Source organism: Boudabousia tangfeifanii (genome assembly GCF_001856685.1).
GTDB lineage: Bacteria > Actinomycetota > Actinomycetes > Actinomycetales > Actinomycetaceae > Boudabousia > Boudabousia tangfeifanii.
This window is the reverse complement of the sequence record NZ_CP017812.1, coordinates 821,399-835,486: the sequence shown is the minus strand read 5'-3', so window position 1 is coordinate 835,486 and position 14,088 is coordinate 821,399. Positions and strand designations below refer to the sequence as shown.

Sequence of the window (14,088 nt, the reverse complement as noted above, 5' to 3'; positions counted from 1 at the left end):
AATACGCCGGTTAAAGCGACACACGGAAAATTGTTAATAAAACAAGTCTTTCCGTAATAAAGCGCAAACCTGATTCGTCGCTAGCCTAGCGATCGTCCTCTAGATATTCGCTAAGTGAGTTACGGCTGGCAAACTGTTAGCTTTAGCAGACGTGCTTCTCCCTCTTGATCCACCACAGTGGCTAGATCAAGAGGCACTAAATTGTTTAGGCCTGGATAGTTCATCTGTCGATGCTCTTTATCCCTACCGCCCCATAATACGTTCCCAGAGAAATCAAGGACATAATATGCTTGATATTTCCGCACTAATGGACAAACTTTTGGATCAACTTTTGCCCGGTTTAGATTTCGTGCAAGATAAATCGCATCTGGATTATTAGAATCAGCCAAGTGAGGAAAGAGCACCTTACGACCGCTATAGGGCTGCGCTAAAGCCGTTCCATACCAAGGATTACCTAAAATAGTATCTTGCTTCGGTACTTCTCTTTCCAAGCGATTAAGTAGCTCAAATTCATCCTTTGACACTAGCTCTTCCGACACAATCGGGTCTTCATCAAGATCGTAAATCATACTTAACTGATGCATTACCGCTGTTACCGGAGCCGAACCCATATAAAGCCCTAGAGCCACAATGGAAACAGTTAGTTCTGGATATTTAAAGAGTAACTTAGATTTCCCCACAATTTTTATCTGTTTGGAGAACCACTCGTAGACCAAAAGCATACCAGCGCTGAGAGTTTGCACCGCAGCTATCGGAATCGCACTGACCAGCCGATTGTTATCTGTGTACCAGAAACCGAACAGGTACTCACGCCAAGGACCAGTAATTGAGAAAAGCGTAGCAGCCATCATAATTACCGTGAAATAAGCAACGACAATAGTTCCTCGCCGATGTTTTACCAACCAGACACAGCCAAGTAGACAGAGAATTTGCACGCTGATGGAATAAATCAATGCTTGCGTCCACATTAGCATCGGTACGACTCCCATTAAGGTGTACCACAAGCTATCTCCGAAGCTTTCATATGGTGGATCCCATCCAACAAAAGCGGTACGCAAGTGTTTGATAGTAGGTATCCTCATCGAAAGATTATCGAGGCCTAAGACTAAAGCAACTGTTAGCCCAAAGGCGAAGATTGCAGCCAACCATCGCGGAAACTTAATATCACAAAGAATATGCCTAATAAACATATAGAAAGCAGGCAAACTTAAGACCGCCACTAAGAACACGGTCGCTGTTTGAGCTAAAGCTACTCCAACAAAAAGTAAGAGAATACCACCCAAAGCCAGTAGTGCAGTTCTTATCCTTCTCGTCTGAGCAAACGTGTAGATTAGAGCTAGCAAAGCTGGAGCAAGAGAATAGCTCAATACCGTTGGGTATAGTACTCCCCAATATGCAATTAGATATGGGAAGGCTACGAACGCATAGGAAGCAACTAAAACAAAACTGACTAATTTGGTGCGCTTATCTGAGCCAATCACATATGCAAATGCGGCATTTGAAAATGGCCAAACGATCCCCATTACCCACCATGAAACCACGTTAGTGGCCAATGGGACTTTCAATCCAAAAAGCATGGCGATTGCAGAAGTAACATCGTGCCAAGCGGACGGATAAAATCCCTTCATTTGATTAGTGCCAAGAATATTGGTGTGGAATGACGATCCGTCTTGACGCGAGATAAACCACTGAGTCTGGTTTAAGTGAAAAACTGCATCGTAAGTTTGGCTAAATAAGTCTGGCCGTTCAAACTGAGAAAAGTAAAGCAGTCCAAATCCGATACCGACAATTGCTAGGAGTAAAGCAGTAACTTTGGCGTTAATCTCACCGTTGTTGTTCTCAAGTGGGCCGGTGTTCCAAACTGATTTAGATTTAGCTTTTCCCTCTATAGCAATATCACTACTGCCTCGCACTTTTTTTGAATCTGTAGACGAGTCTGCAAAGGTATGCTGACTAACCTTATGACGATTCTGTTTGTGCCTTTTTTCGTTTACTACTTCAAAAATAAGCCTTGCAATTATCGCAACGGCGAATACAGCCCCTAAAGCCAGCAAATTTTCACGATTCCAAGGAATCTTTAAATAATGTGATGCTATTGCCCAAGCGGCTAGGACTGAAACTGCAACCGCAGGTGAGAGAAAGACACTAAAGAAAACATGTTTTTTCCCACCAAGTAAAAAGATTGGAGCAAATCCGATAATAAACAGATAAAGGAATGTCCCCAGACAAGCCAAGGTGAGAACCAACCAAGGAAAAGCCGACAAATTACTCCTCGAGATATTAGTTTGAACTGTTAGGGATCATTGATCCACAACAGGATCAGTGCGATCGAATGGCATCTCCGATGACCATTCGAGGAGTTCCTTGCCAAAGCTCTGGATCAGTCACACGACGACCATCTGCAAGCAATCGGATGCCAGGTAGGTCCTTGGCAGAAATAGTTTTGTATTCTGCATGATCAGCCTGGACAATAGCGGCATCAACTTCTTGCCCAAAGTGGTATGGTTCCCATCCGAATGAACGAAGCTCTTCATCAGTAAACATAGGATCTTCAACCATTACGGTTGCTCCCTTTTCACGGAGGGCTTCAACCGTAGCGAAGATTCCGGAGAAGGCAGTTTCTTTAACACCACCACGGTAGGAAGCACCAAGTACTGCCACCCGCATACCATCTAGAGAACCAAACATGGTCTCCACCTGATCAACCACATACTGAGGCATACCCGCATTGAAAGTACGCGCAGTACGAACGACAGACGCATCCGGATCAGTAGACAAATAAAGTCGTGGATAAACTGGAATACAGTGCCCACCGACTGCGATCCCTGGGCGGTGAATATGACTGTACGGCTGGGAATTACAAGCATCAATAACCCGCTGAACATCAATCCCAACCTTATCTGCATAAACTGCAAACTGATTAGCTAGACCAATATTGACATCCCGATAAGTAGTTTCAGCCAACTTAGCCATTTCTGCGGCTTCAGCACAACCCATATCCCAGACCCCATTAGGACGAGGCAAATCAGGACGATCATCGAACTGCAAAACTGACTCATAAAATTCGATAGCTTTCGCGGTACCTGCATCAGTAAGACCGCCAACTAGTTTGGGGTAACGGCGAAGATCTGCAAATACACGTCCAGTCAGAACTCGTTCAGGGCTAAATACCAAGTGGAAATCTTCGCCTTCCTTCAAGCCAGACATCTCTTCTAGCAATGGCTTCCAGCGGTTACGAGTTGTTCCAACGGGCAAAGTTGTCTCGTAAGAAACAAGAGTACCTGGCTTCAAGTGTTCACCAAGAGAACGAGTAGCAGCATCCATCCAGCCAAAATCCGGTTCCCAAGTCTCATCATTAACGAACAACGGAACAACTATAACTACGGCTTCTGCCTGAGGAATTGCTTCAGCATAATCAGTGGTAGCACGTAGTTTTCCTGCTGGCACAAGCTCAGAAAGTTTCTCTTGCAAATGAGCTTCACCAGGGAATGGTTCTACTGCGTTATTGATCAGTTCCACAGTTCGCGGATTAACATCAACACCAATAACTTCGTGTCCAGAATCAGCAAACTGAACCGCCAAAGGCAAACCGATCTTACCCATAGCTACAACTGCAATACGCATCAATCAAACTCCTATTTCTCAAATGAACAGTTTTAGTTTACGCCATGGTTTTATCTGATGCCCATAGTCAACGAAAACTGATAGAAAAATCAAGATTTTATGGTTTTCGAGGTGGCAATGGATAATCTAGGAAGTGATTATCGCAATAGGTTATTCGCCAAATTCGGACTTTACCAGCTTGATCCATGAGTTCAAAACCTGGTCCCGTAAAAACGTTGAAAAGACCTGGTGAACGCTCTTCCAAATTATGATCACCAAACCATTTCTGCGGATCTTCGTAATAATAACGGATGTTATGCTTGCGAATTAAATGGCAAACAGATGGCTCTTCACTGTATTTGTTGAAATGCTTTCGCAAGAAATAGCCATCATGGTCTAATGATGAATAGTTCTGTTGTTTTAGCATGACGTCTACATTCGCGACAGTGGGAAGCATCGCTGAACCATTCCCAGCTTCGCCTAGAACCTTTTCACCAGGTTTAACGTAATTTTTCATCCTTTGACCCAGTTGATATTCCCCTGGAGAGTACTGTCTTAAACTATATGCATTAAGCGGATGATAAAGATTATTATTCATAAACAGACGCAATGGAGTCGCTCCAAATGCACATAAGCCTACTAGCCCTAAAGCCAATATTCTCTGTGCTCTTAAAGTGGCTAAAGAACCGGTTAGTTTTGGTTGCCAAAGTTTTCTCAAGTATTGAGAGATAGCTGCTCCCCCAGCTGCCGCTAGCGGCAGACCGAGGACGGAAAGTACACTTAGCATCCTCAAGCTAGAAGAAAACCACCATGCAGTTAATAAGGTGAAAAATGGGATACGAACTACCGACGCAAAAGTTAGAAAAAAGAACCAAATAAAACAAAGCGCAGACCAATGTAGGCGCTTATTTTTAACGGTAATATAAATCCCAACTACAATCAGAGCTGGAACAAAATTAAGAATAATGCTTTGCCAAAAAGCTCCATCATTACGATTATATAATCGGAGGATGCCCAGCAATTTCAGAAGTGGATGATCCCAAGTCAAGTTTTTTCCAACTTGGGTTAGCATAAACTTCCAGCTCATCTTTCCTACGAGGAGCGTCCAAATCGTCAGCACCAATACGAATGAAGTAAAAACAAGTTTGTTTATCGCAGTTAGAGTTCCTCGTTTCCATGCACGAATTACTCGCAGGAGAGTTTCTACTCCTATAGGAAAGAAAAGAAACACAATCGACACTAGAGATGATAGATGAGTTAGTATCGCTCCCAGCCACATCGCTAGCCCAGCAATAACAAGTGACGCTGTACCAAAACTATTTGCTTGTTTTCGATGGTAGTAATATCTGAAAGTGAAAAGCATCCAAGCAATGATGCCGGGCAAGATGGTAACTGCTAAAGCATTAGGCCACCGCGAAATAATCGTAGTTAAAGCAGTTGGCACTAAAGGTGAGGCGACAACGATAAGTGGTGCCCAGTGTTTCGGATGCGGATTATTAGGCCAAATCATTGCCGTCAACACGACAATCTGGTGGAGCCAAACCAACGGTAGAATCCAGAGCGCCACATTAGTTACGACCACAATATTGTTAACGTTCGATACAAGGGAAATCCATTCATGCCAGACAGCGGCATAGTAGATGTGCTTTACTCCGGCTCCATAAAGTGGCGCTAATCCGCTGTAAGGTGAAGCATTTTCGTACGTCAAAATGCTCCATACCCCGTTTAAATGAAAAATTGAATCTGAATGTTGCGGGATCTGACGTAGAGTCCCTTCCCATACTGGAGGTAACAATAAAAAGAAAGCTGCAAGAGCAGTGAGAGCCTTCATCCATTTTGAATCGAAGACATCAGGAGCATAAGCAGTTAACGACAAAGCTTGTGTGGTCTTCGTCTTGTGAGATATCCAAAAACAGATCAACACACTAAATAAGAGGCTTAAGATTACCGTTGGTGGAGTCCAAGGAACTGATAATAGATGCATCAACGCGGCATTCGTCGCTAGTAGCATCGCTGTTAAAGCAGGCGCACCCACAGTTTGTAGCGACCCCTTGGCCCCAAATTGGCGCAATACCAGCCAACCAGGAAGGTAAAGTAAAAGTCCCAGGGAGAGAGCAATAAACACCAACCGGGTAATCAGAAAAACGTTACTCTCGATCATCTTGTTTAGTAGCTGTAGTTAAACCATTATCAAAGTCTCGGGCAGTTTTATCTGACATCAAAAGCATGATAATTAGCATTCCCGCCATAATGAGCGCGAGAACCCGAATTGTGGCAACAGGATTCTCGTGAGGAACAAACCAAAGATACGATAACGGAACGATTGCGTAGACTACCGCGAATGCAAGCAATCGCTGTTGTTGCTCAGTAACTACGAAAATAAAAGCTACTGGCGAAGTTGCCAACTGCAGGTATAACCAAGGTACTAAAGCCTGCGCATAATATCCTGCATTGGACCATTCACTGCCTAAATACCATGTTACTAAGGGTGGGGATAGGAAATAAAACAAGGTAAAAGGAATTAGCCCAACGATAAATGCCCTTTTAATCGCAGCACGAACTAGCCCTGTCATTTCGCCCTGCTCGACCGTTGCTAGACGTTGAAAAAATACTTGAGCGATTGCTCCATTTATCAAAGCTACAGGAGCTTCACTCAGTGCCCAAGCTTTTGAGAACTCGCCACCCATGGCACGCCCGAATGTTAGAGTTAACAAGAGAATAATGCCGTTGAATCTAACTGCATCAACTAACGTATTAGGACCATTAAGTAATGGCATCTTCCGATATCTATACGCCATCTCTTTTAGGGATGGAGTATCAGGTTGAGGCGATATTTTGGAGTCTGGAACCTTTCTCTGAATATTTAACCAAGCCGCCATTTGACCTATCAATAATCCGAATAGCAAACCTAAAACATTCCTTAACCCAGCCAATCCGAGGATTATTTGGGCGGTTTGGGAACCAATCGATTGCTGCGCACGATTTATCGCAATCGCTTTGTAATTTAACTTACGATTTAGCCAATATTGGATGACGCTAGAATCAGCCACTAAAAATACCGATAAGCCGGCAAATAAGAAACAAATCGCAGCAAGCTGACCATACTTGCCCTTGATCCATGGAAAACCAATAACAGAAATTATCGTCAAAGTAATTGCGAAACCAATGATGATTCTCGTGGCTAAACGTTTTAGCTGCCGTGCATCGTCATCATTTTTAGGAAGCATAATCGTCATATCATAACGAAGTGCAGCGATTGAAATAACTATTGCGGTTACTGACGAAAATACCACCATATCTCCGGTGACTTCCGGAGAATATATTCTTGACAAGACTGGCTGTAACAAAATAGAAGCAAACTGGGCAAGGGCGGTTCCCGTAACCAATGTCAGCATGTGCTTAATAAATGGGCTTTTACCAAGCTTGCTGGACACAAATTTCTTAAAATTCATGGTCGCTAGTTCAGTTCGATGCTAGATCTGATAGCCTCATCGCCATGCGTGAGTATTGCTTGGCCGCGTTAGCCATTTCGTCCCAGGTCTTAATCGCAGACTTAGAAATCTTCTGATATTCCAAAGCAGGAATTTCTAAAATCTTTTCAACACTATCTGCAATCTGTGCTGGAGTAGTATCAACAGGAATAATCCAACCGTTAATCCCATCATGTACCAACTCTCTGGTCCCCCCTGCATCTGTTGCTAAAACAGGTAGACCCGACGCCAATGCTTCCATAATTGAGACTGGCACTCCTTCGCCATCAGAAACATTCGCAAAGATCGAATAAGGTTGCGATTCGTATAGATTCCTAACCTCTTGGTTAGCTAGATACCCTCTGAAAAGATAAGTATCAGCCTTTAAAGTGTCTCGAGCCAGTGCTTTAATAGCATTGAGTCGATTAGGATCACTTTCACCGATATGCTCCCAAAAAACTTCATATCCACGACTTTGCAAAACAGAAACAGCTTGAAGAAGTAAATCGACTCGTTTGTATGGGGCTAGGTGAGAACAGCTTACAATTGTAAAAGGATGGCTATTTTCTCTTATCTTGTGATTAACAGCAGGAACCCCTAAACGCGCAACTTCAATCTCCGCTTTTGGAGAAACCTTCACTTTTTGCAAAAAGTCGGAAGCATAGTTGCTAATGGGAAATACTATGTCAGCTTTGGAAAGTAAGTATGATCTTGCTGGAATAAACCCAAATGGTGCGTCTTTTTCATCAACATCATACGCATGGGCTCTGGACACAATAGTTACATTCTTATCTTTTAGTAACGTATCGCGAAGATATGCCCCTAACCCAACACCAGTGAAAAACCAGTAAGAATAAATAACGATATCTTCGAAACCGGCAAAATCTGAAGGCTGTAGCACATCCGGCAACTCGCGACGCATATCAATTAACTTTGATGCAAACTTAAGGTCTTGTAAAGCATTAACTGGATTTTTCCATCTACGGGCATTAAAGATAGGCTCCTTAGTGCCGACGATGGAGAAGAAATTCTTCATTAATCTAATGAGCCACCCGCTATTCAAAACCGGCGGAAGTATTTTTGCGCTCGCATTATCTGGGAGTGAACGAGTTTGTTTTGCATCTACTGGAACTCGTTGAGAGACGATAAGAATTTTGTCGAAGTTTCTAGCCTGATACTCGATCTCTTGTTCGAAAAATTCTTCACCAACATCATACGGATACGAATCCGTAAAAACCAATAGCATTTTCTTAGAAGACATTCTATTCTCACTCTTCGTACTGCAGTTAAGTGATAATCCTACCTTAACACTAGACATTGTTTTGGAAAATACGCTTCATATTCCCTCTTCAATTAAAGTGATATGAGCCTATCATCCCAACCAACTTTACTTCTCGCTTCCTAACTATTAAGAGGTTTTAGCTCTACAATAGTTAGATACTAAATACTCTAAAATGAGCTATAAACACTCAGAGTAAATACAGCATATACCCATTCGAACTTAAGAAGAGGACACGATGGAACTAATACTCAAGCTTGGGGATTTCTCTCAAGTTAATCAATCTCGACAAACCTATTTCCGTTCCTTCGATCCTAATCTCCCGAACGATCTTGATCTAGACGACGATCAACTATTAAAGAACCTGCGCTCGCATTATGCAGGTGTTCAAGTAAACGAAAATGAAGTCATCCTTGTTACTGATCAAATGCGTTCTTTTCCTCTTTACTATTTAGTTTCAAAAGATAGGGTAATAGTATCGGGCAAATTCGACGAGATTCATCGACTCAACTCGTCTCGTGTTGACCAGGTTGCCAAAGAAGAGATTGCTTTAGCTGGTTTTTGCTTTGGAGATCGAACTGCAGGCTTAGGAATTAAACAAGTACTTCCTGGACGAAAAGTAAAGATTAACCTCATAACTGGCGATATCTACGAAACTATTATCCATCTACCTTTTTTTGAACCAGAGATACCAAGCGATGAAGACTCTTTCATTAAACTTTTGGATGATGCCTTCAACGCAGTAATGACACGCGCCATTGAACACGTTGGCGATCATAAGATACTGGTTCCGTTATCAGGTGGGCTTGACTCACGACTAATCGCGACTTGGCTCTCAAAAAACAAGATCAAAAACGTTCTTTGCTTCACTTATGGACGTGAAGGAAGCGGCGAAGTAAGCGTATCTAAAGAAATCGCTGACAATCTTCAGCTGCCATGGCAATCCATTTCGCTAAACGATCAGCGTATTAAATCTGCTTGGCTAGAAAATGACACCGCGGAGTTCTTATACAACTCATTTGCGGGGTACTCACTCCCCCATGTGCAGGACTGGTACGCAATTCGTGAACTAAAAGAAAAAAATCTAATCTCTGATGGTGACGTAGTGTTTCCCGGACATACCATCGTCGATAACTTCCATAATCACGAGATGCTTTTAGATTCACAAGGACCAGATGCAGATACTCTCGCGAGAATTCTGTTAAATAAGCACATTGTGATGCCAGCACAAATTGATACTGATGCTGGCAGAGCAGATAGTTACCACGTTGCTCGAAAATTCTTATCCCAAGAAAAATATGATCGCTCACATCGCTCTTTACAACGATGTGTCGAAGGTTTTAACTTCTCTGAACGCCAAACAAAATATATCAATAACTCTGTTAGGGCATATGAGTACTACCATCTACGTTGGGCAATTCCAATGTTGGATCGTGAGTTTACAGATGTTTGGTGCCAAGGGCCAATAGATCTTACGATCACCCGCAAAGCTTATGGCACTTGGATTCAAAACATGTATTCAGAACAAACTGGAACTGCTTCTCAACTGTTTGTAGGTTCAGCTAACAAGTTAGATCCAGTTTGGCGCGAACGCCTTAAAAAGATGGGAGAAAAGACAAAAATAAATTTCATAGTGAACCGGTTCTTCTCAGCTAAACAAGCTTATCGCCATCCAATGGCTTTCGACCAATACTCAACTAATCCATCTAAGTTAAGATTGTTCTTTAACGTATTACAAGGTGCCCCTGTGAATTTTCACTGGACCCAAGAGTTTATCAATGATAAATGGCATCCTAATCTGAAAATCTGGTAACAGCTACCAATATTCTCTTCTACCTAAAGAATGAAAATGAAACACCTAACGCAAGGTTCCACCCGTTACCACAATGGCACTAGGGTTCTACATCTGAACAATATTGCCCAAGTACCAAAACGAATAACTGAGATCGCAAGAAAAGATGGACGTTCATGGGCGTTCCATGATTTACCACCAGTAGTATTTAGCCCCCAAGGCTTGTATCACCGCGGTATTGATGAGTTGAATTGGTTAAGAGGCCGAAAAGCAATAGACATTGTTCACGTTCATTACGCAACTAATGGTTATTATCTATACGGTTTCAAAGGCCCTTCAATCCTACATTTTCATGGAACGGATGCCAGGATAAACTACCAAAATCGTATTATCCGTACGGTGATTGATAAAGCAGTTGATAGCGCTTCCGCAGTTGTCTACGCAACTCCAGATCTTGAAGACCAAGTCAAAAGCATTTGCCCCGATGCACTGTATTTGCCAAATCCAGTGCCACCCCCGTTACCACCTTCAAAAAGAATGTCTGTCATTCCCAATAGAATTTTCTTTAACGCTCGATGGGACGCAAGTAAGGGTGGGCTCGAACTAGTTGAAGCAGCAAGAGCACTAGTCAGATCAGGACTAGAAGTGGTCGGAATAGATTGGGGTACCTTCGCATCTGAAGCAAAAGCTGCAGGAGTTAATCTCCTGCCGCTTACAAATCCAGGTAGATTTGCTCAGCTGATGAGTTCAGCAGAAATTATCGTAGGTCAATTTGGTTTGCCTGCCCTAGGAGTTGCTGATCTCATGGCTTTGCAAACAGGAAGACCTCTTATGAGGGGATATGCCAATACCGATGCGCCAATGACTGCTACTACCCTGGCGGAGCTTCCTATTCGAATTTTAGATGATTTGAGAACCGGCATCGATCCATCGCATAGCGAAAGTGGTTTGACTTGGGTAGAGAATCATCATGGTCCAAAGCACTGTCTAGAAAAATGGGAAAACCTTTACAGAACTATCTATTAGCCAAAACAGGCTAGGACCAAAACTAATATTTAAGGGAATAAATTTCTGGTGAGAATGACTAAGTCATTCTCACCAGAAAAACCTTATGTTTAGTCGTTAGAGGCTGACTAGGTTGCCCCCATCTTCAGCAGATTTTAGAATCGCTTCGACTACCTTTAGCGTTTGCACGCCTTCGGTCATGGAAACATGGTCTTGTCGTACGCCCAAAATCGCGTCACGGAAGTTTTCCTGTTCCACCTTCAGCGGTTCGCGTTTATTCAAAGCGAAACGAGTAACTTCGCCTTCGCTAACGCCCCGGAAAGCAGCAATCTGACTCCATTCACAAGGGATTGAACCATTCCGGTAGAAAGTTAGATCTCCCATTGCGGTATCTGCCACGAATGCACCTGCTTCACCAGTGACAATAGTTGTCCGATCTTTAAATGGAGTTAGCCAGTTAACTAAGTTAGAAACGAGCACTCCATTCTTCATCCGGCCGGATACTGTCACCATGTCTTCATGCTCACGTCCAGAACGGAATGCAGTTTGAGCGCTCACTGCTGCGTAGTCAGAACCGGCAACCCAGGCACAAAGATCAACATCATGGGTAGCTAAGTCTTTCACTACGCCGACATCAGAAATACGTGCAGGGAAAGGAGACTGACGACGAGTGGCGATCTGATAAACCTTGCCAAGTTCACCGGCTGCAATTCGCTTACGCATCTCCAAAAGAGCAGGATTGCAACGTTCGACATAACCAACGGCACCAACTAGCCCAGCCTTTTCAAAAGCTTGAGCTACTCGCTCGCCACTTTCAACATCAGCGGCAATCGGCTTCTCCACCATGGTATGCACGCCAGCTTCAGCAAGAGCTAAAGCGGTTTCTTCATGGTAAATAGTAGGAACGGCCACCATAGCAGCATCCAAACCAGCTTTAATCAATGCTTGGACATCTGGAAGAACTTCTAGCTCTCCGGCAACTCCGAACTTATCACCAGCTGGATCAGCAACTGCGACCAGATCCATCCCTTCAGTCTCACGGATAACTCTAGCGTGATGACGGCCCATCGAACCTAGGCCAATCAAACCAACTCGTAAGTTAGCCATGTGATCATGCACCTGCCTTAGCGAGGGCGTTTACCCCTTCAACGATACGCTCAAGATCAGCTTGGGACAATGAAGGATGCACTGGCAACGAAATCACAGTCTTAGCAGCTTCTTCGGTTACTGGTAGGTCTAATCCTGGGGCATAAGGAGCCAAAGACTCTAGACGGTGGTTTGGAATTGGGTAGTAAACACCGGAACCGACCTGGTATTCTTCGCGCAAACGACGGACAAACTCGTCACGGTCACCAGCTTCAACGCGAATAGTGTACTGGTGGTAAACGTGAGTAGCGCCCTCTGCCACCTTAGGAGTGATAACACCTTCTAGGTTGGCATTTAGGAATGCAGCATTTTCCTGACGCTGCTTTGTCCATGCATCAACCTTAGTCAGCTGTACACGACCAATTGCCGCGTGAATATCAGTCATACGGTTGTTAAGACCAACAAGCTCATTTGCGTACTGACGTTCCATACCCTGATTACGAAGCAAACGAACTCGACGAGCTACCTCACTATCAACACAAGAAACCATGCCACCTTCACCACTGGTCATGTTCTTAGTTGGGTACAAACTGAACATTGCGAAGGTACCGAAAGCACCTACTGGCGTGCCATGAAGCGAAGCCCCATGCGCCTGTGCAGCATCTTCGAACAACATCAAACCATGCTTATCAGCCAATTCTCGCAACTGATCCATCGCAGCTGGGTGACCATATAGATGCACCGGCATGATCGCCTTAGTCTTGTCGGTAATCGACGCCTCAACGCTCTTTGGATCAAGGCAGAAGTAATCAAGTTCAATATCAGCAAACACCGGCTTCGCACCAGTTAGTGCAACCGAGTTGCCAGTAGCTGCGAAAGTGAAAGAAGGAACAATAACTTCGTCACCAGCACCAATGCCGGCGGCCAAAAGCCCCAAGTGCAATCCGGAGGTTCCAGAGTTTACTGCCACGCATTCCCGACCGGATACAAAGTGCTCCGAGAATTCTTCTTCAAAAGCCTTAACCTGAGGTCCTTGTGCGACCATTCCAGAACGCAATACCTCGTCTACTGCGGCACGTTCCTCATCACCAATAATCGGCTTAGCAGCCGGGATAAGTTCACGAGTCATTAGTTTTCAACCTCTTTCAGTTCGTTTTCAACGACTTCATATAGCGCACCCGATTGCGGACAACGCCACAGGTCGCGAACTTCATCCGCCACCTGTTCAAGTTTAACGCCGGACTTTCCAACCCAACCAATCTGACGCGCTGGAACACCAGCAACCAAGGCAAAGTCTGGAACATCTTTAACTACTACAGCGCCGGCAGCAACTGTAGCCCATCGGCCGATTTTCACCGGCGCAACACAAGTGGCACGAGCTCCAATTGCCGCCCCCTCAGCAATTTCAACACCTACGGGTTCCCAATCATGAGCTGATTTAATAGAACCATCAGGATTAACTGCCCGAGGAAAGTGATCATTTGTCAGTACTACAGCTGGTCCAATAAAAACCCCATGTCCTAAAACGGCAGGTTCATAAACCAAAGCATAGTTTTGGATTTTACAGTTATCTCCAACTTGAACACCAGAACCAATATAGGCTCCCCGACCAACAATGCAGTTCTCACCTAGCACAGCACCTTCACGCACCTGCGCTAAATGCCAAATAGAGCTTCCTTCACCGACTTTGGCTTCATCCGAAACCTCAGCACTATCAACAATCCGTGGCATCACGCATCAACTTTCTATAGATGTTTTATGTAGCCATAATAGCAAGCCAGAACACATTTTCAAGGTCTCTTTGACCTACCTACTCCCCCACTTTTAATGACGTAGCACACAATGAATACTTT

10 protein-coding genes are annotated in these 14,088 nt (G+C 44.0%); 2 read left to right on the top strand and 8 right to left on the bottom strand.

Features of this window, described 5'->3' with window-relative positions; genetic code table 11:
• Window positions 1-119: 119 nt before the first annotated feature.
• The 5 genes from BK816_RS03345 to BK816_RS03325 all read right to left on the bottom strand — a co-directional run bounded on the left by BK816_RS03345 (window position 120) and on the right by BK816_RS03325 (window position 8,334).
• Window positions 120-2,264 (bottom strand): DUF6541 family protein, encoded by a 2,145-nt coding sequence (locus BK816_RS03345; RefSeq protein WP_071163911.1) that lies wholly within the window; start codon window positions 2,262-2,264, stop codon window positions 120-122.
• 55 nt (window positions 2,265-2,319) lie between these two features.
• Window positions 2,320-3,624: a nucleotide sugar dehydrogenase gene (locus BK816_RS03340; protein ID WP_071163910.1), complete on the bottom strand. Its 1,305-nt coding sequence runs from the start codon at window positions 3,622-3,624 to the stop codon at window positions 2,320-2,322.
• Window positions 3,625-3,721: 97 nt separating this feature from the next.
• Window positions 3,722-5,764: a DUF6541 family protein gene (locus BK816_RS03335; RefSeq protein WP_071163909.1), complete on the bottom strand. Its 2,043-nt coding sequence runs from the start codon at window positions 5,762-5,764 to the stop codon at window positions 3,722-3,724.
• Window positions 5,751-7,055: a lipopolysaccharide biosynthesis protein gene (locus BK816_RS03330; protein ID WP_071163908.1), complete on the bottom strand. Its 1,305-nt coding sequence runs from the start codon at window positions 7,053-7,055 to the stop codon at window positions 5,751-5,753. The genes BK816_RS03335 and BK816_RS03330 overlap by 14 nt, the downstream gene beginning before the upstream one ends.
• A 10-nt stretch (window positions 7,056-7,065) precedes the next feature.
• Complete coding sequence (locus BK816_RS03325) at window positions 7,066-8,334, bottom strand: glycosyltransferase (protein ID WP_170299656.1); 1,269 nt, start codon at window positions 8,332-8,334, stop codon at window positions 7,066-7,068.
• 256 nt (window positions 8,335-8,590) lie between these two features.
• On the opposite strand from BK816_RS03325, the gene BK816_RS03320 reads away from it, so the two are divergent.
• Both BK816_RS03320 and BK816_RS09300 read left to right on the top strand, forming a co-directional pair.
• A complete protein-coding gene (locus tag BK816_RS03320; RefSeq protein WP_071163906.1) occupies window positions 8,591-10,165 on the top strand; it encodes an asparagine synthase-related protein in 1,575 nt (524 codons plus the stop codon).
• Between the two features lie 36 nt (window positions 10,166-10,201).
• Window positions 10,202-11,170, top strand: coding sequence for a glycosyltransferase family protein (locus BK816_RS09300; protein WP_156981981.1), 969 nt, complete (start codon window positions 10,202-10,204; stop codon window positions 11,168-11,170).
• 96 nt (window positions 11,171-11,266) lie between these two features.
• On the opposite strand, the gene BK816_RS03310 is transcribed toward BK816_RS09300, so the two are convergent.
• Genes BK816_RS03310 through BK816_RS03300 form a run of 3 tightly spaced genes read right to left on the bottom strand, consistent with a single transcriptional unit; the run spans window position 11,267 to window position 13,966 of the window.
• Window positions 11,267-12,256: a Gfo/Idh/MocA family protein gene (locus BK816_RS03310; protein ID WP_071163904.1), complete on the bottom strand. Its 990-nt coding sequence runs from the start codon at window positions 12,254-12,256 to the stop codon at window positions 11,267-11,269.
• A 4-nt stretch (window positions 12,257-12,260) separates the two neighbouring features.
• Window positions 12,261-13,364: a DegT/DnrJ/EryC1/StrS family aminotransferase gene (locus BK816_RS03305; protein ID WP_071163903.1), complete on the bottom strand. Its 1,104-nt coding sequence runs from the start codon at window positions 13,362-13,364 to the stop codon at window positions 12,261-12,263.
• A complete protein-coding gene (locus tag BK816_RS03300) occupies window positions 13,364-13,966 on the bottom strand; it encodes an acyltransferase (protein ID WP_071163902.1) in 603 nt (200 codons plus the stop codon). The genes BK816_RS03305 and BK816_RS03300 overlap by 1 nt, the downstream gene beginning before the upstream one ends.
• Between the last annotated feature and the right edge of the window lie 122 nt (window positions 13,967-14,088).